At 69.3% G+C, this 24346-nt stretch carries 23 protein-coding genes; 15 read left to right on the top strand and 8 right to left on the bottom strand.

Going from position 1 to position 24346, the window contains the following annotated elements; translation table 11 throughout:
- The first annotated feature begins 192 nt into the window (after positions 1-192).
- The gene (locus tag MKK58_RS07845) at positions 193-1740 is read left to right on the top strand and encodes an ATPase domain-containing protein (protein ID WP_243911541.1); all 1548 of its coding nucleotides are present in this window, start codon (positions 193-195) and stop codon (positions 1738-1740) included.
- Entirely contained in the window at positions 1727-2767 is a 1041-nt protein-coding gene (locus tag MKK58_RS07840) for a sensor histidine kinase (protein WP_243911540.1), read from the top strand. The genes MKK58_RS07845 and MKK58_RS07840 overlap by 14 nt, the downstream gene beginning before the upstream one ends.
- A gap of 43 nt (positions 2768-2810) precedes the next feature.
- On the opposite strand, the gene MKK58_RS07835 is transcribed toward MKK58_RS07840, so the two are convergent.
- A complete protein-coding gene (locus MKK58_RS07835; protein ID WP_243911539.1) occupies positions 2811-3503 on the bottom strand; it encodes a GntR family transcriptional regulator in 693 nt (230 codons plus the stop codon).
- Positions 3504-4076: 573 nt separating this feature from the next.
- Between MKK58_RS07835 and oxc the strand changes: the two genes are divergently transcribed.
- Complete coding sequence (gene oxc, locus MKK58_RS07830) at positions 4077-5852, top strand: oxalyl-CoA decarboxylase (RefSeq protein WP_243911538.1); 1776 nt, start codon at positions 4077-4079, stop codon at positions 5850-5852.
- 118 nt (positions 5853-5970) lie between these two features.
- Complete coding sequence (gene frc, locus MKK58_RS07825) at positions 5971-7245, top strand: formyl-CoA transferase (RefSeq protein ID WP_243911537.1); 1275 nt, start codon at positions 5971-5973, stop codon at positions 7243-7245.
- Positions 7246-7341: 96 nt separating this feature from the next.
- Here frc (MKK58_RS07825) and MKK58_RS07820 read toward each other — a convergent pair whose 3' ends face one another.
- The 4 genes from MKK58_RS07820 to MKK58_RS07805 form a co-directional block, all read right to left on the bottom strand.
- Positions 7342-7503, bottom strand: a complete 162-nt coding sequence (locus MKK58_RS07820) for a hypothetical protein (RefSeq protein WP_238281280.1) — start codon at positions 7501-7503, stop codon at positions 7342-7344.
- A gap of 76 nt (positions 7504-7579) precedes the next feature.
- Positions 7580-9397, bottom strand: coding sequence for a hypothetical protein (locus MKK58_RS07815; protein WP_243911536.1), 1818 nt, complete (start codon positions 9395-9397; stop codon positions 7580-7582).
- A gap of 21 nt (positions 9398-9418) precedes the next feature.
- The gene (locus MKK58_RS07810) at positions 9419-9697 is read right to left on the bottom strand and encodes a hypothetical protein (protein ID WP_243911535.1); all 279 of its coding nucleotides are present in this window, start codon (positions 9695-9697) and stop codon (positions 9419-9421) included.
- Positions 9698-9949: 252 nt separating this feature from the next.
- Positions 9950-10360 (bottom strand): CBS domain-containing protein, encoded by a 411-nt coding sequence (locus MKK58_RS07805; RefSeq protein WP_243911534.1) that lies wholly within the window; start codon positions 10358-10360, stop codon positions 9950-9952.
- Between the two features lie 654 nt (positions 10361-11014).
- On the opposite strand from MKK58_RS07805, the gene oxlT reads away from it, so the two are divergent.
- Together oxlT and MKK58_RS07795 are read left to right on the top strand one after the other, a co-directional pair.
- The gene (gene oxlT, locus MKK58_RS07800; RefSeq protein ID WP_243911533.1) at positions 11015-12331 is read left to right on the top strand and encodes an oxalate/formate MFS antiporter; all 1317 of its coding nucleotides are present in this window, start codon (positions 11015-11017) and stop codon (positions 12329-12331) included.
- A 106-nt stretch (positions 12332-12437) separates the two neighbouring features.
- Positions 12438-12746, top strand: coding sequence for a hypothetical protein (locus MKK58_RS07795; protein WP_243911532.1), 309 nt, complete (start codon positions 12438-12440; stop codon positions 12744-12746).
- A 331-nt stretch (positions 12747-13077) separates the two neighbouring features.
- Here MKK58_RS07795 and MKK58_RS07790 read toward each other — a convergent pair whose 3' ends face one another.
- The 3 genes from MKK58_RS07790 to MKK58_RS07780 all read right to left on the bottom strand — a co-directional run bounded on the left by MKK58_RS07790 (position 13078) and on the right by MKK58_RS07780 (position 16301).
- Positions 13078-14310, bottom strand: coding sequence for an HPP family protein (locus tag MKK58_RS07790; protein ID WP_243911531.1), 1233 nt, complete (start codon positions 14308-14310; stop codon positions 13078-13080).
- A 186-nt stretch (positions 14311-14496) separates the two neighbouring features.
- On the bottom strand, positions 14497-15747 hold the full coding sequence (gene frc, locus MKK58_RS07785; RefSeq protein ID WP_243911530.1) for a formyl-CoA transferase: 1251 nt from the start codon (positions 15745-15747) through the stop codon (positions 14497-14499).
- A gap of 125 nt (positions 15748-15872) precedes the next feature.
- Positions 15873-16301 (bottom strand): PAS domain-containing protein, encoded by a 429-nt coding sequence (locus MKK58_RS07780; protein ID WP_279578280.1) that lies wholly within the window; start codon positions 16299-16301, stop codon positions 15873-15875.
- Between the two features lie 360 nt (positions 16302-16661).
- Here MKK58_RS07780 and MKK58_RS07775 point away from each other — a divergent pair, with 360 nt between their 5' ends.
- The 9 genes from MKK58_RS07775 (at position 16662) to MKK58_RS07735 (ending at position 24303) form a co-directional block, all read left to right on the top strand.
- Entirely contained in the window at positions 16662-17105 is a 444-nt protein-coding gene (locus tag MKK58_RS07775; protein ID WP_243911529.1) for an OsmC family protein, read from the top strand.
- 34 nt (positions 17106-17139) lie between these two features.
- Positions 17140-17538 (top strand): YybH family protein, encoded by a 399-nt coding sequence (locus tag MKK58_RS07770; protein WP_243911528.1) that lies wholly within the window; start codon positions 17140-17142, stop codon positions 17536-17538.
- Between the two features lie 86 nt (positions 17539-17624).
- Complete coding sequence (locus MKK58_RS07765; protein WP_243911527.1) at positions 17625-18311, top strand: alpha/beta hydrolase; 687 nt, start codon at positions 17625-17627, stop codon at positions 18309-18311.
- 90 nt (positions 18312-18401) lie between these two features.
- The gene (locus MKK58_RS07760; protein WP_243911526.1) at positions 18402-18866 is read left to right on the top strand and encodes a hypothetical protein; all 465 of its coding nucleotides are present in this window, start codon (positions 18402-18404) and stop codon (positions 18864-18866) included.
- Positions 18867-19134: 268 nt separating this feature from the next.
- Positions 19135-20361: a polysaccharide deacetylase family protein gene (locus tag MKK58_RS07755; RefSeq protein WP_243911525.1), complete on the top strand. Its 1227-nt coding sequence runs from the start codon at positions 19135-19137 to the stop codon at positions 20359-20361.
- Positions 20362-20486: 125 nt separating this feature from the next.
- The gene (locus MKK58_RS26970) at positions 20487-21560 is read left to right on the top strand and encodes a L,D-transpeptidase family protein (protein ID WP_313899272.1); all 1074 of its coding nucleotides are present in this window, start codon (positions 20487-20489) and stop codon (positions 21558-21560) included.
- Positions 21561-21725: 165 nt separating this feature from the next.
- On the top strand, positions 21726-22784 hold the full coding sequence (locus tag MKK58_RS07745) for an HD-GYP domain-containing protein (protein ID WP_243911524.1): 1059 nt from the start codon (positions 21726-21728) through the stop codon (positions 22782-22784).
- Positions 22785-23012: 228 nt separating this feature from the next.
- On the top strand, positions 23013-23480 hold the full coding sequence (locus MKK58_RS07740) for a MarR family winged helix-turn-helix transcriptional regulator (protein WP_243911577.1): 468 nt from the start codon (positions 23013-23015) through the stop codon (positions 23478-23480).
- 364 nt (positions 23481-23844) lie between these two features.
- Positions 23845-24303, top strand: coding sequence for an NUDIX hydrolase (locus tag MKK58_RS07735; protein WP_243911523.1), 459 nt, complete (start codon positions 23845-23847; stop codon positions 24301-24303).
- The last annotated feature ends 43 nt before the right edge of the window (positions 24304-24346 follow it).

The following is a 24346-nucleotide window of genomic DNA, read 5'->3' as shown; positions in this document are numbered from 1 at the left end:
CGTGCGATTTGGCGCCTCCGTGGCGGAGCGGATTCCCGTTCCGCCGGGGGTTCCGAGAGCGTGCGCGATCCCTTAAGCGTCTGCGCCGATACCGTGACGGCATTCGTACCGCCCTGTAGCATCCGTAACCGGAGCGCCATGGACGGCGTTCTCCCGGTGACACCGCGTTTGACCAGGATTTCGGAAGCCCTCATGCAGAGTCCCGCCCCAGGCGACGCCGCGCCGATCCCGACCGGGGTGGCCGGCCTCGACGAGATCCTCCACGGCGGCTACGCGGCCCAGCGCGCCCACCTGATCGAGGGACGCCCCGGCAGCGGCAAGACCACGCTCGGGCTGCAGTTTCTCCTCGACGGCGTGCGGCGCGGCGAGCGCGGCCTCTACATCACCCTCTCGGAGAGCCGGCGCGAACTGCTCTCGGTGGCCGAGCGCCACGGCTGGTCCCTCGACGGACTCGAGATCTACGAGCTGGTGCCCCCGGAGCTCAGCCTCGATTCCGAGCAGCAGCAGAGCCTGATCCACTCCTCCGACCTCGAACTCGGCGAGACGGTGCGGATGGCGCTGGCCGAGATCGAGCGCGTGAGCCCGGTGCGGGTGGTGTTCGACAGCCTGTCGGAGATCCGCCTGCTCTCGCAGGGCTCCCTGCGCTACCGGCGTCAGGTGCTGGCGCTCAAGAGCTACTTCCTCCTCAACAACGCCACCGTGCTGATGCTCGACGACCTCAGCTCCGAGGAGGACGACCTCAATCTGCATTCCATCAGCCACGCGGTGCTGCGCCTGGAGCAGATCACCCCGGCCTACGGGGCCGGGCGCCGCCGGCTTCACGTCATCAAGATGCGCGGCACGCCCTACGAGAGCGGCTATCACGACTTCGTGCTCCGGCGCGGCGGCGTGCGCATCTTCCCGCGCCTGGTGGCGGCCGACCACCACGCCACGTTCGAGGCCGGAACCATCGCCTGCGGCGTGCCCGAACTCGACACGGCCCTCGGCGGCGGTCTCGACCGGGGCACCACCAGCCTCATCATCGGCCCCTCGGGGGCCGGGAAGTCCACCCTGGCGCTGGGCTACCTCGTGGCCGCTCTGGAGCGGGGCGAGCACGGGCTGATCATCAGCTTCGACGAGACCCTCGGCATCCTGCGGCGGCGCGCCGCCGGAATCGGCCTCCCGATCGATGCGCACATCGAAGCGGGCCTCCTGCGCATCGAGCAGATGGACCCGGCCGACGTCTCGGCGGGCGACTTCGCCGGGCGCATCCGCGACGCCGTCGAGACCGACGGGGCCCGGGTCGTCGTGATCGACAGCCTCACCGGCTACATGAGCGCCATGAGCGGGCAGCCGCACCTCGTGCTGCAGATGCACGAGATGACGACCTACCTGAATCAGCAGGGCGTGGTGACGATCCTGGTGCTGGCCCAGCACGGGATGGTGGGCCGGATGGAGGCCCCGGTGGACCTGACCTACGTCAGCGACACGGTGGTGATGCTGCGCTTCTTCGAGGCGGCCGGGCGGGTGCGGCGCGCGCTCTCGGTGCTCAAGAAGCGCACCGGCATCCACGAGGACACCATCCGCGAGTTCCGCATCGACGCCCAGGGCCTGCGGGTCGGGGCGGTACTCGAGAACTTCCGCGGCGTGCTCACCGGCGTGCCGACCTTCGAGGGCAACCGCGCCGACCTTCTGGACGACCGGCCGCCCGAGACCGCGCGGATTACCGCCAGCGAACCCGGCTCCCATGGCGCAGCCTGATCCCGTCGCGCTGATCCTCGCGCCGGGGGGACGGGATGCGCGGGTCGCCGCCGCGATCCTGTCCGAGGTCGGCATTGCGTCGCGGATCCACGAGAGCCTCGCTGACCTCGTGGCCGACCTCGACGCGGCGGCCTGCGCGGTGATCACCGAGGAGGCCCTGCTGCGCTCCGACCGGCGGGCCCTCGCCGACTGGTCCGAGCGCCAGCCGCCCTGGTCGGATTTCCCCTTCATCCTGCTCAGCCACCGGGGCACCTCGCCGGACGAGCGCCTGACCGGACTCCTCGGCAACGTGACCCTGCTCGAGCGGCCGTTCCACCCCGCCGTGCTCGCCAACGCCGTGCGCTCGGCCCTGCGCGCCCGGCGCCGGCAATGGGAGGTGCTGGCCCATCTGGAGGAGCGGCAGAAGACGCACGAGCGCCAGGCGCTGCTGATTCGCGAGCTCCACCACCGGGTGAAGAACACCCTCGCCACGGTGCAGGGGCTGCTGGGGGCCACCGCCCGTTCAACCCGGGACGTCGAGACGTTCTACCAGTCGTTCTCGAACCGCATCGTTTCCCTTGGCAAGACCCACACCCTGCTCACCGAGGATTACTGGCAGACCGCGCCCCTGCACGAATTGCTGGAGAACGAGCTCCGGCCCTACAACGACGCGGACGGCGCCCGCGTGCACCTCGACGGCCCCCCGATCGAGCTCGCGGCCGACCTCGCGGTGCCCACCGGCATGGCGTTCCACGAACTGACCACAAACGCCGCCAAGCACGGCGCGCTCTCGCAGCCGGGCGGGCGCATCACCGTGGCCTGGGACGTCACGGCCGGTGATTCGGGTCGGCGCCTCAGCCTCGATTGGCGGGAATCGGGCGGCCCGCCCGTGACGGCGCCCCAGCGCAAGGGCTTTGGCTCGACCCTGCTGCAGCGGGTGCTGGCGCAGCAATGCAACGCCACCGTCACGATCGACTACGCGGCCGCCGGCCTGCACTTCCACATGGATGCGCCGCTGCCGGACGAGCGCCTGGTGCCAAGCTACTGAGTGTGCGGGCGCCGCGATCCGGGTCGCCGCGCCCAGGGTCGCCTCAATCCAGGTAGTCGCCGTACTTCTCGACGTGGCGGGCAAGGCCGAGGCCGTGCTCGCGCACGAGGCGCTCGGCGCGCTCCGCGTCGCGTGCTTCCAGCGCCTGGATGATCTCGACGTGCTCCTTGATGGAGTTCGCCGCGCGGTCACCCTGGCGCAGGGCGGTGTTTCGGATGCCGCGGACATGCATCAGCAGGTTGCTGGTGATGTCCTGGATCACCTCGCAGCCGCCGAGCGAGATGATCTTCTGGTGGAAGCGGATGTTGGCGTCGGAATACTCGTCCATGTGGTCGGACGGGCGGCCCTCGTAGAACTCGGGGAAGTGCTCGCGCAGGCAGGCGAGCTGCTCGTTGCTCGCATGCTGGCAGGCGAGGCGCGCGGCCATGCTCTCCAGGGCCGACCAGGCCTGGATCATCGCCACGATCTCCTTCTTGGACTTCTTGATCACGAAGACGCCGCGCCGCGCCTCGAAGCGCACGAAGCCCTCCTGCTCCAGCACGGTCAGGGCCTCGCGCACCGGCGTGCGGCTGACGCCGAGGTCCTGCGAGAGCTTGCGCTCGTCGAGCCGCACCTCCTCGCGCTGGCTGTAGATGTTCATGTTGGTGATGGCTTCTTTCAGCGCATCATAGGCCAGCGCCCGTAGGCTGGACGTCGCCGCCAGCGGCTTGATTTGAAAGGTCGTCGACTCAACCATCTTTACACCTGGAACCTTCGTACAAACGCCGACGCCGCGCACATTTGGTCTGGAGCATGCCGAACCCGCTTCCGGAACACAAGGAAACGAAGCCTTCCATCCCGGGACAACATCCGAATAGGGCCCCTGCAACAACAACATAGCTGCGGCCGCACGCGAAGACGTGATGCGTCGGGGCTCCACAACCCCGGCGCGCAGGCCGCGCGCACCGGCCTAGGAGCCCCGATCTGGTTTGACACTTGGTATTTGGTATGCCACCATTCTCGAACTGGCAACCGAGAAGCCGGAATCGGCAGCAGAACTTCCATCGTCAGGTTCCGAGGGGTCGAACCTCGGTCAAGCGCAGGACCGCCGGGGGTTCTTCGGCGGCCGGACTTCAGCGAGACTCCGGTCCCTGCCGGGACCCGGGCCGCGCGCTCCGCGTCCCCTCGCTTCGCCAGCGAGCGCGCACGCGAGACTCAATTGAACAGACACGGCTGGACCGTCCGTCCGGCACAGCAAGTCCCCACCCAAGACCCGCTTCAAGAACGGCGCACGAACAAACAAGAAGCGCCCCAACCGGAGGAAATCACCATGGATCGCACCGCTGTCTCCGAACAGTCGCACGCCGCCGTCGAGTCTCTTCCGGGTAGCCACGGCGAGGCTCACGAGCGCGAGCAGACCGACGGCTTCCACCTCGTCATCGACGCGCTGAAGCTCAACGGCATCACCAACATCTACGGCGTGCCCGGCATCCCGATCACCGATCTCGGCCGCCTCGCACAGGCCGCCGGCATGCGCGTCATCTCCTTCCGCCACGAGCAGCACGCCGGCAACGCCGCCGCGATCGCGGGCTTCCTCACCAAGAAGCCCGGCATCTGCCTGACCGTGTCGGCGCCCGGCTTCCTCAACGGCCTGACGGCGCTCGCCAACGCCACCACCAACTGCTTCCCGATGATCCTGATCTCGGGCTCCTCCGAGCGCGAGATCGTCGATCTGCAGCAGGGCGACTACGAGGAGATGGACCAGCTCGCCATCGCCAAGCCCCTGTGCAAGGCCGCCTTCCGCGTGCTGCACGCCGCCGATATCGGCATCGCGGTGGCGCGCGCCATCAGGGCCGCCGTCTCCGGCCGTCCGGGCGGCGTCTATCTCGACCTGCCCGCCAAGCTGTTCTCCCAGGTGATGGACGCCGAGGCCGGCGAGAAGTCCCTCGTCAAGGTGATCGACGCCGCCCCCGCGCAGCTTCCCGCGCCCAGCGCCATCGCCCGCGCCCTCGACGTCCTGAAAGCCGCCAAGCGTCCCCTCATCGTGCTCGGCAAGGGCGCGGCCTACGCCCAGGCCGACGAAGAGATCCGCAACCTCGTCGAGCGCAGCGGCATTCCCTACGTGCCGATGAGCATGGCCAAGGGCCTCCTGCCCGACACCCACGCCCAGTCCGCCGGCGCGGCCCGCTCCCTGGTGCTGAAGGAAGCCGACGTCGTTCTGCTGGTCGGCGCGCGCCTGAACTGGCTGCTCTCGCACGGCAAGGGCAAGACCTGGGGCGCACCGGGCTCGAAGAAGTTCATCCAGATCGACATCGAGCCCAAGGAGATGGATTCCAACGTCGAGATCGTGGCCCCGGTGGTCGGCGATATCGGCTCCTGCGTCTCCGCCCTCCTCGACGGCATGGGCCAGAACTGGCAGGCGCCGCCGGCCGCCTGGACCGACGCGATCCAGGCCAAGAAGGAGGAGAACCTCTCCAAGATGGCCTCGAAGCTGAAGAAGAACTCGGCGCCGATGGACTTCCACGGGGCCTTGGGCGCGCTGCGCACCATCATCAAGGAGCGGCCGGACGCGATCCTCGTCAACGAGGGCGCCAACACCCTCGATCTCGCCCGCGGCATCATCGACATGTACCAGCCGCGCAAGCGCCTCGATGTCGGCACCTGGGGCATCATGGGCATCGGCATGGGCTTTGCTGTCGCGGCCGCCGTCGAGACCGGTAAGCCGGTGCTGGCGGTGGAGGGCGACTCGGCCTTCGGCTTCTCCGGCATGGAGGTCGAGACCATCTGCCGGTACGACCTGCCGGTCTGCATCGTGGTCTTCAACAACAACGGCATCTACCGCGGCACCGACATCGACCCGACCGGGCGCGATCCCGGCACCACGGTCTTCGTCAAGGACTCGCGCTACGACAAGATGATGGAGGCCTTCGGCGGCGTCGGCGTCAACGTGACGACGCCGGACGAGCTGTCGCAGGCCGTCAACGCCGCGATGGACTCGGGCAAGCCCACCCTGATCAACGCCGTGATCGACCCGAATGCCGGCACCGAGAGCGGCAATATCGGCAGCCTCAACCCGACCAGCACGGTGCGCAAGAAGCCAGCCTGAACCTCGTGGATGCCCGGCCCTCCCGAACGCGGGGGAGGCCGGGTTCTCCCGTCCTGCCGGACGCGACGGCCGCGCGGGCGGCCGTCGCCCCCTTTCGCCCCAGACCCGGGTGAGCCCCATGAAAGCCCTCGAAGGCGTCAAGATCCTCGACTTCACCCATGTCCAGTCCGGCCCGACCTGCACGCAGCTGCTGGCCTGGTTCGGCGCCGACGTGATCAAGGTCGAGCGCCCCGGCGTGGGCGATGCCACGCGCCAGCAACTGCAAGACATTCCCGACGTGGACAGCCTCTATTTCACGATGCTGAACCACAACAAGCGCTCGATCACCCTCGACACCAAGAACCTCAAGGGCATCGAGGTGCTCTGGCGCCTGATCGACACCTGCGACGTGCTCGTGGAGAACTTCGCCCCCGGCGCGCTCGCCCGGATGGGCCTGACCTGGGAGGCCATCCACGCCGCCAACCCGAGGATGATCCTCGCGTCCGTGAAGGGGTTCGGACCCGGCGCCTACGAGAACTGCAAGGTCTACGAGAACGTGGCGCAGTGCGTCGGCGGGGCGGCCTCCACCACGGGGTTCCGCACCGACATCCCGATGGTGACGGGCGCGCAGATCGGCGATTCGGGCACCGGGCTCCACCTGGCGCTCGGCATCGTCACCGCCCTCTATCACCGGACGCAGACGGGCCTCGGCCAGCGCGTCGATTGCGCGATGCAGGACGGGGTGCTCAACCTCTGCCGGGTGAAGCTGCGTGACCAGCAACGCCTGGAGCGCGGCCCCCTGCCGGAATACAGCCAGTTCGGGGAAGGAATTCCCTTCGGGGATTCGGTGCCCCGCGCCGGCAACGATTCCGGGGGCGGCCAGCCCGGCCGAATCCTGAAGTGCAAGGGCTGGGAGACCGACCCCAACGCTTACATCTACTTCATCACGCAAGGGGCGGTCTGGCCGCAGATCTGCGACGTCATCGGCGAGCCCGCCTGGGCGACGCACCCGGACTACGCCACGCCGAAGGCCCGCCTGCCGCACCTCAACGAGATCTTCACCCGCATCGAATCCTGGACGATGTCGAAGACCAAGTTCGAGGCGATGGAGATCCTCAACGCACTGCACGTGCCCTGCGGGCCGATCCTCTCCATGAAGGAGATCGCGGAGGACGAATCCCTTCGCAAATCCGGCACGGTGGTGGAGGTCGATCACCCGACCCGGGGGAAGTACCTCACGGTGGGCAACCCCATCCGGCTCTCGGGCAGCGAGACCGAGATCACGCGCTCGCCGCTGCTGGGCGAGCACACGGACGAGATCCTGCGCGCGGTGCTCGGCTACTCCGACGCCGAGTGCCTCAAGATTTCGGAATCCGGCGCCATCGGCGCCGTCCAGAAGATCGCAGCCGAATAGGAGTCAACAACCCCTTCCAACCCTGGTCTTCTCTCCCGACTGGCGCGGCATCGATCCCCTCGATGACGCGCCATTTTTTTTGTTGGCCGCGCGGGCTCAGGCGATGCCGGCGAAGCGGCCGTTGACACTGCCGAGCACGACGTCGTTGCGGCCCTCGACCTTTCCGGTGTCGCGGGACATCCAGTCAGCGACCTTGACGACGAGCACCACCTGAAGGGCGATCAGGCAGAGCGTCGAGACGATGATGGATGCGAGCACGATGGGCCTCCTCGGTACATATTGCACCGCAGATGTGCCATGGTGCGCTGCAAATAGATATACCACATCCCAGATGTCAGCTTTGCCGTGAAAGCATGACTGCCGGGCTGGCGACTGGTCCCCAGGCTCCCAGCGTCCGGGCTTCGGCGACCGCCAGGATCTCGCCGTCATCCTGGATCGTGCCGGCCGCCGGCGGCACGCGCAGGTCGGTGAGGAGGCGCCGGATCGCGCCGCCATCCGCCGCCTCCGGGGCGAGGCTCGCCAGGCGCCCGCGCTCCAGGCGGGCGAGGACCCGCCCGGTCCTGTGATCGGCGAACCGGATCGTCGTCATCCGCCGGATGCAGTCGCGCAGGAAGCGCATGTCCACCTCCGCGCGGGGTGGCACGCCGGCATAGACCGCCCCGGGCTCGCGCGCCTGGATGTTGATCGCCCGGTAGCGGTCGATGTCGAGCAGGATGCCGGCGTCGAGGATGTTCATGCAGCCGTTGGTACCGAAGGCGATGGTGCGCGGCCGCTCGCCCTCGGCCACGCTGTTGTCCAGGAACTCGAAATGCACCGCCTTGTCGGCGCGCAGCGCCCAGGTGAAGAACAGGCGCGGCATGCCCGTGAACGCCTCGACGTTGTGGGCGAGGAGGTCCTCCACCGCCTTGTAGCGGCCGAATTGCTGGCCCCGCTTCCAGGCCCGCTCCACCGTGGCGTCCGGTGGCGTCACCATGAACTGCATGTAGACCTGCTGGCCGAAGCGGGTGAGGAGCTGGCTCCCCGTCTCGGTGCCGGGATTGACCGCGAAGCTGTCGAAGCGGAAGCGGTCGATGAGGAGGTGGGAGATGCGTCCCGCCTCGGCCTTGCGGGCCATGTAGCCGTCGAGCTTGCGGTCGACGATCTCGACCTCGTGCCCGGTGAGCGGCCCGGCATAGCGCCACGCCGCGCCGAGACTGTCGTAGTCGAGCAGGAACTTGCGCCAGACATCCGGGGTGATCAGGGCAAAATCCGACCAGCGCAGGCCGAGGGCTTCGGTCAGCGCGCGCTGGTGGGGCCGGATCGTGCTCTTGCCGGAGGCGGAGGAGCCTTTCACGTTCATGACGACCGGCGCGGCCTGGGCGCGGAGGCGCACGAATCCCTCGCGCGCCACCACCGCCTCCAGCCACGGTTCGATGCGCTCACCGAGGGCGCGGCTGCCGTGGCCGTTCGAGACCAGGGTGACGGCGAGCGTCCGCAGAAGCGCCGGATCGCGGATGAGAAAACCGCGCCGCCCAACCAGGGACGCGACGACGCTGCGCAGGGCCACGCAGGACGCGACCGCCAGGGGATCGCCCGACGCGGCGGCGCGGTCCTGCCATTCCGCGAGATGCGCCTCGGCCCGCGTCTCGGGATCGGCCGGGGGCCGGGGGCTCGCCGGCTTACGGGGACGGAACAGGGCGGCCCAGTCGGCGCGGCGCGGCGGCGGCGCGGCCGGCGCGCGCCCCAAGCCCAGCATCGCGGCGATCTCGGCCTCCAGCAGGGCGTCCGCCCGGGCGCGGATCTCGGTCAGATGGGCGTCGATCGCGTCGGCATGCGACGCGATCCCGCCGCGCAGGATCGCCGACACGATGGCGCGGAAGTTAACCCCGAGATCGCCGTAGGTCTCGCCCATCGGCACGGAGAGGTCCGCCATCACGCGGATCAGCACCTCGTGGACCACGAGCCGCCGGGCCCGGAACCGGACCAGCGACGTCAACGGCAGACCGCTGACGTCGCTCATCTCGGAGGCGTCGGCGAGGGTCGTCTCGACATGCTCGGGGCGGAACACCGTCGCGAGCGGCAGGACGGCGCGCGGCAGGCTCGACTCGATGCCGGGGTTCCAGGGGCCGTAGACTTGATGCGACGGTCCGTCGGGCTGCGCCGCGCGGGGCACGCGGACGCTTAGCCCCGGCGATCAGGCGGCCTGTTCGTCGATCGCCTCAAGGCGGAGCTGGTACTGGTCGCCCCAGAGCTCGCCCGCCTTCTGATACCAGGCCGGATCGAAGAACACCCTGGCGCAGAACTCGCTCGTCCAGATGCAGACCGCGATCAGGCGCCCGTCGACCACCTTGACGTGGCGGCTGATGAGCCCCCCCGTGATCCCCGTCGACGGGCACATGTCGATGCTCGTCATCCCGTAGCCGTTCTCGCCGCTGAAGATCACGGGGCAGTCGAGGATCGCCAGATAACGCATCAGTCCCGTTCCTTGCCTGTCCCGGACCCGCCGGCGGAGCGGCAGCGGCCGCAGGGACCATCGTGTCGAATGGCGCCGACCTGCGCCAGACAAAATTTGTATTCAAAAGCCTACAGCGTCAAGATCGCCGTCCGGGCAAAAGTATTTGCAGAGCACAAATCCAGGATTGCACTGCAGGATTTCGACGCGCAGCTTTGCAGGACCGCGCGCATAACGCTCGCCGGCTCCGCACAATCACGCCGTGCAGGTGGGTCAGGCCGCGGCGGCACGATCCGCCGAGGCGGCCACGCAATCCCAGATGCTCTGCACCGAGTGCAGGCAGAGACCGTCCATGATCGCGATGTGATTGGTCTTGTGGGTGCAGAAGGCCTCGAGACGGTCGGCGGGGGTGGTCCGCACGTCCACGGAGACGAAATCCTGCGTCGTCAGCATCCAGACGAGGTGGTCGAGAACGTCGAGACCGCGCTCGGCCATCGCCTTAAAGATCTCGCGTTCCGTCAGGATTCCGATGAAGGCCCCCCGGTCGTCGCTCGGTCCTTCCACCACGACGAGGGCGTCGACGTCGGGCTCCGACAGGATCCGGACGGCCTCGCGCACCGAACGATCCATGCGGATGTAGCGCGCACGGGGGGCGGTACTGCAAGCCTCGTGGCGAGCATTCATGGCGCGGCTCCTCCGAATCCGCGAAATCTTGCGAACCCGCGAAATCTTGTTGCCGCAATGCTGGTATACAGAATTTCAGATGTCAACGGAGGGTCTGAATTATCCTGCCGTAATGGGAGACATGCGGCGGATTTTGTCCGGGGCGACCCCATAGGCCCCGCCCTCCACCGCCTTTTCGATGATAAATTTTGCAGCTCTGCATCTCGATTTGATGCTGCAGCGCAGCATCCTTCCTCCCGCGTTCAGGCTCCGCAAGGCCGCCGAGCGCGATGGGGCAATCGTCCGCCAGTGTTCGCAAGGCGTTAGCGGCTGCAAAGCGGGCTCAGGCACTGTCCTTCAGCGCCGGTGCGAGGATGCTGAACCAGCGCATCCTTCTACTTCGGCGATCCATCTCGGAGCTTCTACAACGCGCCCCGGTCTTCATTTGGACGGCATTCTGCTGCGGTGCGGGATCGATTTCCGGGATTAATACTCTTGACGATCGCCACTGCGCGAGTGAGGCTGGTATTCCACATACCAAGACGTCGATCCAAGGCGCCGACGCACGGCGCCAGCGCAAGCCGACGATACGCGCGGCGAGCACGGCCTTACCCGCGACAGACGGTCGAAGAACCGGTCGCACCTCGTTCCAGCCAGAACCTACCGGAGGAAAGCATGTCCAGGGCAGAAACCACGATCAAACCTGTGTCCGACGGCTATCGATGGGGCCAGCTCGTCATCGGCGTCATCTGCATGGTCATGATCGCCAACCTGCAATACGGCTGGACGTTCTTCGTCCCCGACATCCAGAAGAAGTTCGGCTTCGATCGCGCCGCGATCCAGTGGGCGTTCACCCTGTTCGTGCTGTTCGAGACCTGGCTGGTGCCGGTCGAGGGCTGGTTCGTGGACAAGTACGGCCCGCGCGTCGTCGTCCTGTTCGGCGGCCTGCTCTGCGGCATCGGCTGGGTGATCAACTCCTACGCCACCTCGCTGAACATGTTCTATCTCGGCCAGGTCATCGCCGGCATCGGCGCAGGCGCGGTCTACGGCACCTGCGTGGGCTCGGCCCTGAAGTGGTTCCCGGACAAGCGCGGGCTCGCCGCCGGCATCATCGCGGCCGGCTTCGGCGCCGGCTCGGCGCTGACCGTCGCGCCGATCCAGTGGATGATCGCCGATCACGGCTTCCAGGCCGCGTTCTTCAACTTCGGCATCGGCCAGGGCCTCGTGGTCTGCGCGCTCGCCTTCTTCTTCACCTCGCCCAAGAAGGGCCAGGTTCCGGAGGTCGTCGCCAACGCCAACATCATCCAGACCCGGCGCAACTACACCCCCGGTGAGGTCGCCCGCCAGCCGATCTTCTGGCTGATGTACTTCATGTTCGTCATCGTCGGCGCCGGCGGCCTGATGATCACCGCCAACCTCAAGCCCATCGCCTCCGACATCGGCGTCGACAAGGTCCCCGTCACGATCATGGGCATCACCATGGTGGCGATCACCTTCGCGGCCACGATCGACCGGGTGCTTAACGGCCTGACCCGCCCGTTCTTCGGCTGGGTCTCGGACAAGATCGGCCGCGAGAACACCATGTTCATCGCCTTCGCGATGGAAGGCTTCGGCATCTACATGCTCTACCTCTGGGGCCATGACCCGCTGTGGTTCGTGCTACTCTCAGGGTTCGTGTTCTTCGCCTGGGGCGAGATCTACTCCCTCTTCCCCTCGACCTGCACGGACACTTTCGGCACCAAGTTCGCCGCCACCAATGCGGGCTTGCTCTACACCGCCAAGGGCACGGCGGCCCTCCTGGTCCCGGTGGCGAACTACCTCCAGCAGGCGACCAACAGTTGGGACGGCGTGTTCCTGGTGGCCGCCGGCGCCAACATCCTCGCCTCGCTGCTCGCCATCGCGGTGCTGAAGCCCTGGCGCAAGCGGGTGGTGGCCCAGGCGCTGGCCGTCTCCGACGAGGCGAAGCCGGCTCCCCGGGTGGTCACGGCCTGATCCCGACGCCGAGCGACCGAACATGAATGAGCGCGGGGGCCGGACGGATTCGTCCCGGCCCCCGCGCCCGTTTCAGCCCCGCGTCCTGCCCCTTAGGAGATACCCGATGCCGCCGACCTGGCGCCCGATGCACACGGCCCCGCAGGCCGTCGCGCAGATCTGGCTGAACCACCTGACCTTGGGGCCGATCCTGGCCGAGGGCCGGCCCGGCCGCTGGTACGCCCCGAGCGCGGCGCGCCAGGTCTGGCGCTGGTACCGGCCGGCCGAGCCCGGCGCCCTGGAGCCCTTCGACGGCTGGCTGCCCTACGAAGCCCTCGCGGCGGGCGTCACAGCCCCTGCGACCGACCCGGACCTGGTGGGACGGCACGTCCCAGGTCCAACGGCATACCAGTCCCAAGCAGTGCCGAGCCGCTGACGGATGGGGATCGCGGTCCGGATTTTCGCACGCCGAGATCTACGGGTCCGGTGCCGGTCCCGTCGTGAGGCCCTGACGGATCTATCGCCATGCAGGGCGCGACGGGGCGGCGATCTTCACCCGGATCGCGGCGCCGAAGGACCATCCCCAGCCCCGCAACCTTGCTGGGCCAATCCACGATTTTGCGTCCGCGAGGCCGATCCCAGGCTTCGAAGTCAGGCGGGCGTGGAGGCAGGCGGCATCCGTATCGGGTAAACGTTTCCGGACCCTCAGAAGGGCGAAGCCGCAACGCAAGGCCGCGACCGACTGTGAGCCGCCGCGCCGTTCGCGCTCACACCACCGGCTGGATCTGCGCACTGCGCTCGCCGACCGGGTGAATCCCGGACGCCGCCCCGGACGGGACGTGGCGCTCGGCGGCGTCGGCCAGGAGTTCCGCCACGAGGTCGGTCTGCGAGACGATGCCGACGAGGCGGTCGTCGGGACCGACCACCGGCAGATGGTGCAGGCCGGCATCCGACATCCACAGCACGAGGTCGGAGATCGGCGTGTCCGGCCGCGCCGTCGTCACGGGCGCCGTCATGATGTCCTCGACGCAGCCATGCGGGGCGCGGCCCCGGGTCAGTGTCAGGCGGAGGCGGCGGCGCGGGCCGAGGCGCGGGCCCGACTGGTCCCAGCGCGTCTTGTCGAGGAGATCCGTCTGCGTGACGATGCCCAGCACCCGGGCGCCCTCGTCGGTCACCGGCAGGGCCTTGATGTGGTGCCGGCGCAGGGTGTCGCGGGCCTCGTGCAGGGGGGCCTCGGGGCCGATGGCGATGACGTCGCGGGACATGATCTCGCCGCAGGTCGCCTGCCCCGAGCGGCGGCGATAGGCGTGGATCTGCGCCTGGAGGATGATCGCCTCGAGGTCGGTCCGGCGCACGTCGAGAACCTGGTCGTAGTCCCTGAGCACGGCGTCGAGGTCGGAGGCGATGATGCCGGCCCGCGCCGAGGGCAGCGGGTCCTTCGTGCCGTGGCCGGCGGGCGCCTTCGGGAGCACGTGCGGGTAGGCGCGGCCCGTGAGGTTGTTGAACAAGAGCGCCACGGCGAGCAGCAGGAGCGAGTTGGCCGCCACCGGCCAGAGGGCGAAGCCGTAGCCAAGATCGCGGATCGGCGCGCCGCCGAGCACCGCCGTCAGCGCCACGGCGCCGCTCGGCGGGTGCAGGCAGCGCAGGGCCATCATCAGCGCGATCGCGACGCTGATCGCCAGGGCGGCGGCGACGTAGGGGTTCTGCACGATGAGAGCGGCGCTGACGCCCACGAGGGCCGCCACCGCATTGCCGCCGACGATGGACCAGGGCTGCGCCAGCGGGCTCGCCGGCACCGCGAAGAGCAGCACCGCCGAGGCGCCCATCGGGGCGATCAGGATCGGCAAGGTCGAGCCTGAGCCCGAGCCCGAGCCGATGGCGGCCTGGCTGATCAGCCCGGTGGCCAGGATACCCACGAGGGCGCCGCCGGCCGCGCGCAAGCGCTCGCGAAGGCTCAAAGGGGCGGCTTCGGGGACGAGGCTGCGGAGGGACAATCGCATCGGCGGTACGACCTCACAGGGAAGACCGGGTTCGCCATGCCGCACCGCGGAGGCCGCAGGCAAGCCCGGAGCCGCGCAGGCGTGCCGAAGAGTCAGGCCCGGTCACGCGCCAAACGCGGACGGCGCGCCTCGCGGCGCGCCGTCCCGTCGACCTGCGGCCCCCACCGGGAGGGCCGCCATCCGTCCTCAGACGGCGCGGGCCTGGTGCAGGTGCTCGATCTGCTGCTGGGTGTAGCCGAGGTCGAGCAGGACCTCGTCGGTGTGCTCGCCGAGCAGCGGCGAGGCCTTCACCTCGACCGGCATGTCCGAGAACTTGATCGGGCTTCCGACCGTCAGGTACGAGCCGAGCTTCGGGTGCTGGACCTCGACGATCGTGCCGCTGGCGCGCAGGGACGGATCGACCGAGAGTTCCTTCATCGACAGAACCGGCGAGCACGGGATGTCGAACTTGCGCAGGATGTCGACGGCCTCGAACTTGGTCTTGTCGGCGAGCCATTCCTCGATGGTGCCGAAGATGTCCATGATCTTGTCCTGGCGGGCGCGGGCCGTGCTGTAGGCCGGGTCGTTCTCCCATTCCGGCTTGCCGATCGCCTTGCAGATCGGGGCCCAGGCATGGCCCTGGATCGTGAAGTAGATGTAGGCGTTCGGGTCGGTCTCCCAGCCCTTGCACTTCAGCACCCAGCCCGGCTGGCCGCCGCCGCCCGCGTTGCCGCCGCGCGGCACCACGTCCGAGAACTCGCCGTGCGGGTATTGCGGGTATTCCTCCAGGTAGCCCAGGGCGTCGAGGCGCTGCTGGTCGCGCAGCTTGACGCGGCAGAGGTTGAGCACCGAATCCTGCATCGACACGGCGACCTTCTGGCCCTTGCCGGTCTTGTTCTTCTGGTGGAGCGCCGTGAGGATGCCGATGGCGAGATGCATGCCGGTGTTCGAGTCACCGAGCGCGGCGGCCGACACGGTGGGCGGGCCGTCCCAGAAACCGGTGGTGGAGGCAGCACCGCCCGCGCACTGGGCGACGTTCTCGTAGACCTTGAGGTCCTCGTAATGGTGGCCGTCCGAGAAGCCCTTCACCGAGGCGAGGATCATGCCCGGGTTGAGTTCCTGGATGCGGGCCCAGGAGAAGCCCATGCGATCGAGCGCGCCGGGACCGAAATTCTCGACCATCACGTCGGATTGCTTGATCATGTTCTCGAGGACTTCCTTGCCCTCGGGGGTCTTGGTGTCCAGCGTCAGCGAACGCTTGTTGGAGTTGAGCATCGTGAAGTAGAGCGCGTCGGCATCCTCCACGTGGCGGAGCTGCGTGCGCGTCACGTCGCCGGCACCGGGGCGCTCGACCTTGATCACGTCGGCGCCGAACCAGGCGAGGAGCTGCGTGCAGGCGGGGCCCGCCTGGACGTGGGTGAAATCGATGATCTTGGTACCCTCGAGCGGCTTGCTCATCGTGGCGTTCTCCCTGTCGATTGAAATAATGGTCTTGAGTCGAAAGGTTGGCCCGGTCGGCCCGGGCTCTGAATTGGCCGCGCACCCCTCGCGGGATGTCCCGGCATCGGTCCGGCGCGCCGCCCTCAGGCGACGCGGGATTCGAGGTCGGCCAGGCGCCGGCGCAGCTCGCGCTCGTCGTTCCAGCGCTGGGTCTCGTCGCGGATGATCGCGGCGATGCCGGTGACCTGGTCGTCGGGGCCGTGCAGCATCGCCACCGTGAAAGCGATGGAGAGGGCGTGGCCGTCCCTGTGGATGGCCGGCACTCGCAGCACATCGGCGCCGTACTTGGTCACACCGGTCTTCATGGTCTTGGCGTAACCGTCCCAGTGGCGCTTGCGCTGGCGCTCCGGGGTGATGAGGTCGAGAGACCGGCCGATGGCCTCTTCCGCCGTATAGCCGAAGATGCGCGTCGCGGCCGGATTCCACACCGTGATCGCCCCATCGGGATCGGACACCACGACGGCATCCCCGGCGGCCGCGACCAGTGCGGCGAAATCGATGCCCTGCGCCATGGTCACGCCGTGGGCCGCCGGCCTCGCGATCCGCATCGTCGCGTCGGGATGCTTGGGCTTCGTGGCATCGGACACTCCTCCGTTCTCCGCCGAGCTAAGCGCCCGTACGGTGGCGTTGCGAGGACTTTGCTCCGGAGGCGCCGGCTTCGTGAGGCCTTGCTTTTTCAGCGCTTCCATCGTTGGTATTTGGTATGCCAACGATCCGAGGGTGTCAACCGAGGCCACCCGTGCCGATCGCCGGATTCGCCGGCGCCCCGGTTACGACAGCGCCCGATTGTCAATTCCCAAAGGGGAGCGGCGGCGGGCGCGGAACGTTCCCGAACGGCTGCGCCTAAAAAAGACGGTCGAGGGAGAGACGCCATGGGCCCGGGTCCGAGCATCACGATCACGCAGATCGAGGGCTACAAGTTCGCGGTCGATTTCGGGAGCGTCCTGCCACAGCTCGTCGTCGACGAGGCCGTGCCGATCGGCGAGGGCACGGGTCCGTTCCCCGAGCAGCTCCTCGTCACCGCTGTCGCCAACTGCCTGTGCGCCAGCTTCGTCTTCGCGCTGGCCAAGTTCAAGCAGGAGGCCGGCGGCATCCGGGCCGAGGCCCACTGCGCGGTGACCCGCAACGCCGAGAACCGCCTGCGCATCACCGGCATCACGGTCTCCATCTCGCTGGCCGCGCACGCCGAGGCCGTCCCGCGCATCGACCGGGTGCTGGAGCAGTTCCAGCGCTTCTGCACCGTCTCCGAGAGCGTCCAGGCCGGGATTCCCGTCGCCGTCACCGTCCGGGACGGCACCGGCACGCTGCTGGGCTGAGGGCTCCATCACCCGAACATCAGGAGGACACGCCATGACAACATCAGCAAAGACGACATCCGCGAACGACCGCTCCCTGGCCGAGACACCGGAGGACCTCGCCCGCCTGTTCAACGAACGCGCCAATGCGGGCGACGTGGAGGGCCTGGTGGCGCTCTACGAGCCCGGCGCGGTGCTGGCCGCCGGCAAGGTGGTGGCCACGGGCCACGCCGAGATCCGCGCCTTCTACACCGACCTCCTCGGCCGCCGCTCCGACTTCCCCGCCGCCGAGACCCTGCCGGCGATCGTGAACGGCGATCTCGCCATGACCTTCGCGCGCCTGCCCAACGGCACGATCTCTGCCGAGACCGCCCGGCGCCAGAGCCAGGGCGGCTGGCTCTGGCTGATCGACCAGCTCAAGATCAAGCCCGCAACCGCGGACAAGGCCGGCTGACGCCTTCCCATTGGCCGGTGGGGTGATGATCCCCACCACACGGGCGCGCGTCGGAGCGCTGCCCCCCACCCGAAGGGTTTTCCCGCATGATCGACCCCCACCTCGCCGGGCGGCTCGCCTTCGCGCACCGGCTGCCCACGCAGCCCCCCCTGCCCCCCGGGCTCCACGCCCTCGGGCTGTTTGCCGAGCGCGACGCCATGCTGGTGGTGCCGGAGGGCATCGATCCGCGCCGACCGACGCCGCTGGTCGTGCTCTTCCACGGGGGCGGCGGCAGCGCGGAAAAAATCCTGCCGATGCTGCGCGCCCACGCGGAGGCGCGCGGCTTCCTGCTGCTCGCTCCCCAATCCGTGTTCCCGACCTGGGACCTCGTGATCGGCGGCCACGGCCCCGACCGCGAGCGCGTCGACCTGGCCCTCGCCGCGGTCGGCACCCGCTTCCTCCTCGATCCCGGCCACCTCGCCTTCGCGGGACACTCGGACGGCGGCAGCTACACCCTTTCATTGGGACTCGCGAACGGTCACGTCGTGACCCACCTCCTCGTCTCCTCGGCGGGCTTCCTCTCCGTCCACCTGCAATCGGGGGCGCCACGCATCTTCCTCTCGCACGGCACCCGCGACGAGCAGATCCCCATCGATCGCAGCGCCCGGGTCCACGTCGCGAAGCTGCGGGAAGCCGGCTACGACGTCACCGCCGTCGAGTATGACGGGCCGCACGCCTACGACCCGGCGGTCGTGGCGCAGGGGGTCGCCTTCTGCTTGGCGGACGAAGCCTGAGGCGCGGAGCCTGACCGGCGGGACGGGCGCGGCTGGTCGCGGATCAGTCAATGCTCTAGCTACATCTCCAGTCAGGTATTGGAGAACGTCATGCGCGGTTCGACGCGGTTGCTTTGCGGAGGCGCGCTGTCCGCGGCCTCGATGCTCCTCGGGATCGGGAGCGCTTCGGCCGATTGCGTGCGGCACGTCTACAACCGCTCGCCCCTGGTGCTGGTCGCCTCCCAGGACGGCGGCCCCGCCATCACGCTCCGGCCAGGCACCTCCCGGGCGATCCGGCTCGCGCGCCCCGGAACCCTGACGCTTTCCGGCTACTGCGCGCCGCGCGGCCTCTACGGCGACCCGGCCGCCTTCGGCCCGCCCGTGGTGCAGGAATCCTTCGGCTACCAGGCGGTGCTGGACCGCTGCTACTTCGAGTTCGGGCACGACTTCTACGCCAACGAGCTCGGGCGCGGCTTCCTGCCCTACGACGGGACCAAGCCCTTCACCCTGAACAATCCGAAGCCGGGCGACGTCGTGCTCTACACGGATCAGGCGGCCTGCCTCCCGGCGCGCTGACCGCAGACCGGCGCGCGCTCGGGAGCGACGGCCGCCGCCGATCCATTCATCCGCGCGCCGAAATCCGTCCGGCACCACGGAGCCGGAGGGCGTTCTTTAACGAAACCCCTCCGAACACGGTAAAGAAATCACCAATAGATCGACGACGCACACAGAAACTAAGCTTTCACACAGGATCAACCGCACAGACCAATGCTTCTTAAGCCGCAGCTAAGAAGTGTATCGTATCAGGGAGCACTGGCCCCTGCTTGCGTTTCGAGAGCTGTGCGTGCGTCATCTCAGAGATCTTGTGCTCGCCGGCGCACTCATTTTTCCATCGGGCCTGGCCTATTCCCAGGACTGCACGCCTGATCGGCTCGGCACCTCCCGGGTGATGGAGGTCCCCTTCACGCAAGGCCCGGTCGGGCGCGCCAGCTACCGGCAGACGCTGCCCCTGGAGCCGGGCGAGGTGGTACTCACCTTCGACGACGGGCCGATGCCCCGGCGGACCCCCGCCGTGCTGGAGGCGCTGCGGGCCGAATGCGTGAAGGCGACCTTCTTCGTCGTCGGCACGATGGTGGCCGAGTTTCCGGACATCCTGCGCCGGACGGCCGCCGAGGGGCACACGATCGCGACCCATACCTGGTCGCACGCCTACCTGAACCGGCAGCGGAGCCGGAACGTCCAGCGCGACCAGATCAATGGCGGCCTCGTGGCCGCCCGCACGGTGCTGGGCCGGACCGACCCCGCGCTCTCGCCGTTCTTCCGCTATCCCGGCCTCGGGCACACCCGCGCCCTCGACGGCTACGTCGCCGCCCAGCGCCTGATTCCCTTCAGCATCGACGTCGATGGCGACGACTGGCGGCGGATCACCCCCGAACAGGTGGTGGAGCGCGTACTCGCCCGCCTCGATGCCCGCGGCAGAGGCATCGTCCTGCTGCACGACATCCAGCCGCGCACCGTCGCGATCCTGCCGGAGCTCCTGCGCCGGCTGAAGGCCAAGGGCTACCGCATCGTTCACGTGGTGCCGGCGGCGGGCGACACCCGCCTCGCCCTCGACGCCGTCGAAGAGCCCCGCGCCCGGCGCATCCGGCTCGCCCTCGACCGCCTGGAGACGCGCGAATTCCAGCGCGTGGCCTCGGCCGGCGGCAGCTTCGTCCCGGTCACGACGGCGCCCGCACAGGTCGTGCGCGTCGCCTCGGCCGGCGACGAAGCCCTGGCGCTGCGGCCCGCCCTGCCGGATTCCATCACGCCCACCCCCACGGGACATGCCTGGGTCGATCCGGTGCACCCGCCGGCACCCGCTGCGGTGGCGCGGGCCGAGGCTCCGTCCGCATCGTCGACGGCTCCGGTGCGCCCGGCCCTCGCCGCGCCGAACCGTCCCGCTGGGGAACGCCAGGCGGCGCAGCCCGCAGCCGCGACCCGGGCGCGGGAGACCGATCACGCCGGCTTCGTTTCGGTGAGCCTGCTGACCGGCCAGGGTGCCGGCTTCCAGGAGATCCGGCTGCGCCGCTGAGCCGGGCGCGGCCCATGCCGCAGCCACAGGCCTGCTGATCGCGCGGCATCGGACCCAGAGAACCCCTCGAGACAGATCCGGCCGCCGACGCGGCGGCCCCCTCCCCTCGCCGACGAGACTTGCGCATGACGTCCCTCGCTCGCCTCCTGCCCCTCATCCTCCTCTGCGGCGCGAGCCCCGCCCTGGCGATCAGCGCGGACGAATCCCCCGAGGGCCGGTGGGCGCCGACGCTCAAGGCGTGCCGGGACCCGGAGGGCAGCGGCGTGTTCGAGGTGCGCCTGAAGGCACAGGCCGGCCCTGCCCTGGAAGGCGCCGGAAACCTCTGCCGGATCACGCGGGTCTCCGACACGGCAATCGGCTATCGCCTCGCCCTGCGATGCTACGGTTCGGCCGAGGATCAGGCCGCGGACCGGGACGCCAGCACCCGGCAGATCGTGGTCGATGCGATCGGACCCGTGACCATGCGGACGGATGGGCGCCGCGTGTATCGCTGCGCCGGGTCAGCCCGCGTGGCCGCCGCGCCGATCCCCGCGCCCGTCGTACCGGGCCCGGCCTCACCGCCCGACGCGCCGAGGACGGAATCCTCCGCCTCCGCCTCGGCCTCGCCCGCGACGGACGCGCCTTCGCCGCAGGCCTCGATCGCACAGGGACATGATCCGGACGCGCCGTCGCCAGTCGCACCGCCACCGGAAACGTCGACCCGCCTTGCCCTGCCGGCCACCCCGCTGCCCGACCCGACCCGACGCCAGACCGAGCGCCCGGTCTGGCGCGGACAGCTCGTGGACTACGCGGGCAGCCAGGAGGCGGGCACGATCGTGGTCAGCACGCGGGAGCGCGCGCTCTATCTCGTCCAGGCGAACGGCAAGGCCATCCGCTACCGCGTCGCGGTCGGCCGCGCGGGCGCGACCTGGACGGGCGTGGAACGGGTCACCGCCAAGCAGACCTGGCCGGGCTGGACGCCGACGCCGGAGATGCGCCGGCGCCGGCCGGGCCTGCCGCACCACGTCGCGGGCGGCCCGCGCAACCCCCTCGGCGCGCGGGCACTCTATCTCGGCGACTCGGCCTATCGCATCCACGGGACGACGGAGCCGGGCTCGATCGGCCGCGCCGCGTCGTCCGGCTGCTTCCGGATGCTCAACAAAGACGTCATTGAACTCTACGAGCGCGTCCCCGTGGGAACCCGGGTCGAGGTGATGTGAGCGGGGTCGCCAGAGCGGCCCTCCGTCCGTGCCACATGCGTCGGCCGGACGCGGTGCCGTCAAGATTTGGTTAACGGCGGCGCGGCTAGCATCGATTCCCGTGGGACCGCGTCGCCGGGTGCCGATGGGGCGCCGCAGGCGGCGGTCCCGTTGGGGATCGGATGGATGGCACGCGACGCCGGTACGGCCCTGATCGCCCTCGTGGCCGACGTCCCTCCCCTCGCCCTCATCCAGGCCCTGGCGCCCCTGGCCTGCGCGACCCGTCTGGTCCTCGGCTTCGCGGATGCCAGCGCCGCCCTGGGGGCCCAGCCCTGCGACCTCATCCTGATCGAGGCGGCCGGGACCGCGCATGCGCAGGGCATCGACCTGATCGCCTGGCTGCGCGCGATGCCCGAGCACGCGCGCAGCCCGATCGTGCTGCTCGCGGACGACGTGGCGGCGGTGCGGTACGCCGCGGTCGCGGCCGGCGCCAACGACGTCATGGCCCGGACGGTCGAGCCCCTCGACCTGATCACGCGGGTGGCCAACCTGCTCGAACTCGCGTTCCTGCGCCGCAAGGCCGACCATCAGGCCCGGGCCATGAGCCGGACGCTGGAGCAGGCGGTGGCCGAGGCCGCCCTGCGCGAGCGCGAGATCATCCGCCGCCTCATGCTCGCCGCCGAGTTCCGCGACGACCAGGCCGGCGATCACCTCACCCGCGTTGCGGGCTGCACCATCGCCATCGCGGAAGGCCTCGGACTCTCCGAGCAGGAGGCCAACGACATCGCGCTGGCCTCGACCATGCACGACATCGGCAAGATCAGCATCCCGGACGCGATCCTGATGAAGCCCGGCCTCCTGACCGAGGCCGAGCGCGAGGAGATGAAGCAGCACGCCCTTCGCGGCTACCGCATGCTCAACGACAGCCCCTCGCACCTGCTGCAGATCGCCTCCGACATCGCGCTGACCCACCACGAGCGCTGGGACGGCCAGGGTTATCCCCAGGGTCTGCGCGGCACCGAGATCCCCCTCGCCGGCCGGATCGTCGCGGTGGCGGACGTGTTCGACGCCCTTATCTCCGAGCGCGTCTACAAGAAGGCCTGGCCGCCCGAGCAAGCCCGGCGGCACCTGGAGGCCCATGCGGGCAGCCACTTCGACCCCGATTGCGTCGCCGCGTTCGTGTCGCGCTGGAGCGACATCACGGTCCTGATCGCCGAGCGCCCCTCCGACACCAGCGCCGCCTGAGGCAGCGGCCGAAGGCAGGTTCGCCCGACGCGAACTTTGCGCCCCGCGAAGGATGTGCAACATTCGCCGGGTCGGGATGAAGGCCGTCCGGATGTCACGGCTGCGGCGAAACAGTTATATACTGGAAGGACCTGTGTCCGCTATCGTCGGAAGCGGAAGGGCTCCGGAGGCGGTCCTCTCTGCCACCGCGCCAGCGGCCGGCTTCAGGGATCAAGTGGCATGGCATGCATGGTAGACGCTCGGCCGGAGAAGACGGCGCCCCTCATCGATCCACTCCTCCTCGACAACCAGCTCTGCTACGCCCTCTACGCGGCCGCCCACCGGATGACGAAGTCGTACCGCCCGATGCTGGAGCGGATGGGGCTGACCTACCCGCAATACCTCGTCCTCCTCGTGCTCTGGGAGACGGACGGTGTCACCGTCTCGGAGATCGGCCGGCGCCTGCGTCTCGATTCCGGAACGCTGACACCCGTTCTGAAGCGCCTGGAGAATGCCGGCTTCCTGGTGCGCAACCGGCGCCGCTCGGACGAGCGCGAGGTCGAGATCGCCCTCACGGCGAAGGGCCGCGGCCTGCGCGCCGAGGCGACCGCCGTACGCGAATCCGTGATGTGCCAGCTCAACATGTCGGAACCCGAGGTCCAGGCCATGCGGGCCGATCTCAATGCGCTGATCGCGAACCTCAGCGCGGCCGGGTGACCGCCGCGCTCGGCGGGCGGCCCCGCGGAATTGGGAACGAGCGAAAAAGATTTGCCGGATAAGTTTCTCTTGAGCGGGTCGGCCCGGAGCCGCTAAGCCGGAGCAGACCCGCCGATGCTCGGCTGTCCCGGTGCGAGCCCGGGGCGGCGCGCCTGCGCCGGACCGGACTTCTCCAAAACCCTTGCCGGGGCCGTGGCTCCAACGGGATTGCGCCAGATATGGAAGCCCATCGACAGGTCCGGGCGCGCGTCGCCCCGAACCAGCCGCCCTCCGCGATGCGACGTAGGCTGCCCGACGGCGGCCGGGGATCGACGGGCGGCCCGCGGGGACGCGAACCGTCGGTGGCGGAAAGCGTTCTCAACCCATGAGTGCGAATGCGGGTGACGCGGACCAGACACCCCGGCGGCAGGTCGGGGCGCTCCCCTTCCGGCGGACACCGGAGGGCGGTTACGTGATCCTCCTGGTGACCTCGCGCGAGAGCCGGCGCTGGGTGATCCCCAAGGGCTGGCCGATGAAGGGGCGCAAGCCCTACGAGGCGGCCGCACGCGAGGCCTACGAGGAGGCCGGCCTGATCGGCACCATCGGCAAGCGCCCCCTCGGGTTCTATCTCTACGAGAAGCGCCTCAAGAGCCGCGACGCCGTCCTGTGCCAGGTCAAGGTGTTCCCCCTCGAGGTCCGCAAGCAGTTGAAGCACTGGCCCGAGCGCCACCAGCGCGAGGACCGCTGGTTCTCGCCCTCCGAGGCCGCCGAGGCGGTGGCGGAGCCCGGCCTCGCGGCGATCATCCGCGCGGCCTGCAAACGCGAGACCGGCGCCCTCGCCTGAGGACCATGCCGGCTCCCGGTTTCGGGGCGGCGGGGGGGAGCAG

Source organism: Methylobacterium sp. J-078 (assembly GCF_022829285.1).
In the GTDB taxonomy this organism is placed as follows: domain Bacteria; phylum Pseudomonadota; class Alphaproteobacteria; order Rhizobiales; family Beijerinckiaceae; genus Methylobacterium.
Note: the sequence above shows the minus strand (reverse complement) of the source record. Positions and strands in the feature narration are given on the sequence as shown.

What these genes read in the sequence shown, in the direction of transcription:
- MKK58_RS07770 (WP_243911528.1), top strand. Translation starts at nt 17,140, where the DNA reads ATGACAACATCAGCAAAGACGACATCCGCGAACGACCGCTCCCTGGCC.
- MKK58_RS07775 (WP_243911529.1), top strand. Translation starts at nt 16,662, where the DNA reads ATGGGCCCGGGTCCGAGCATCACGATCACGCAGATCGAGGGCTACAAG.
- oxc (WP_243911538.1), top strand. Translation starts at nt 4,077, where the DNA reads ATGGATCGCACCGCTGTCTCCGAACAGTCGCACGCCGCCGTCGAGTCT.
- frc (WP_243911530.1), bottom strand. Translation starts at nt 15,747, where the DNA reads ATGAGCAAGCCGCTCGAGGGTACCAAGATCATCGATTTCACCCACGTC.
- MKK58_RS07745 (WP_243911524.1), top strand. Translation starts at nt 21,726, where the DNA reads ATGGCACGCGACGCCGGTACGGCCCTGATCGCCCTCGTGGCCGACGTC.
- MKK58_RS07790 (WP_243911531.1), bottom strand. Translation starts at nt 14,310, where the DNA reads ATGCGATTGTCCCTCCGCAGCCTCGTCCCCGAAGCCGCCCCTTTGAGC.
- MKK58_RS26970 (WP_313899272.1), top strand. Translation starts at nt 20,487, where the DNA reads ATGACGTCCCTCGCTCGCCTCCTGCCCCTCATCCTCCTCTGCGGCGCG.
- MKK58_RS07735 (WP_243911523.1), top strand. Translation starts at nt 23,845, where the DNA reads ATGAGTGCGAATGCGGGTGACGCGGACCAGACACCCCGGCGGCAGGTC.
- MKK58_RS07835 (WP_243911539.1), bottom strand. Translation starts at nt 3,503, where the DNA reads ATGGTTGAGTCGACGACCTTTCAAATCAAGCCGCTGGCGGCGACGTCC.
- MKK58_RS07760 (WP_243911526.1), top strand. Translation starts at nt 18,402, where the DNA reads ATGCGCGGTTCGACGCGGTTGCTTTGCGGAGGCGCGCTGTCCGCGGCC.
- MKK58_RS07810 (WP_243911535.1), bottom strand. Translation starts at nt 9,697, where the DNA reads ATGCGTTATCTGGCGATCCTCGACTGCCCCGTGATCTTCAGCGGCGAG.
- MKK58_RS07805 (WP_243911534.1), bottom strand. Translation starts at nt 10,360, where the DNA reads ATGAATGCTCGCCACGAGGCTTGCAGTACCGCCCCCCGTGCGCGCTAC.
- frc (WP_243911537.1), top strand. Translation starts at nt 5,971, where the DNA reads ATGAAAGCCCTCGAAGGCGTCAAGATCCTCGACTTCACCCATGTCCAG.
- MKK58_RS07840 (WP_243911540.1), top strand. Translation starts at nt 1,727, where the DNA reads ATGGCGCAGCCTGATCCCGTCGCGCTGATCCTCGCGCCGGGGGGACGG.
- MKK58_RS07740 (WP_243911577.1), top strand. Translation starts at nt 23,013, where the DNA reads ATGGTAGACGCTCGGCCGGAGAAGACGGCGCCCCTCATCGATCCACTC.
- MKK58_RS07845 (WP_243911541.1), top strand. Translation starts at nt 193, where the DNA reads ATGCAGAGTCCCGCCCCAGGCGACGCCGCGCCGATCCCGACCGGGGTG.
- MKK58_RS07780 (WP_279578280.1), bottom strand. Translation starts at nt 16,301, where the DNA reads ATGGCGCAGGGCATCGATTTCGCCGCACTGGTCGCGGCCGCCGGGGAT.
- MKK58_RS07795 (WP_243911532.1), top strand. Translation starts at nt 12,438, where the DNA reads ATGCCGCCGACCTGGCGCCCGATGCACACGGCCCCGCAGGCCGTCGCG.
- MKK58_RS07765 (WP_243911527.1), top strand. Translation starts at nt 17,625, where the DNA reads ATGATCGACCCCCACCTCGCCGGGCGGCTCGCCTTCGCGCACCGGCTG.
- oxlT (WP_243911533.1), top strand. Translation starts at nt 11,015, where the DNA reads ATGTCCAGGGCAGAAACCACGATCAAACCTGTGTCCGACGGCTATCGA.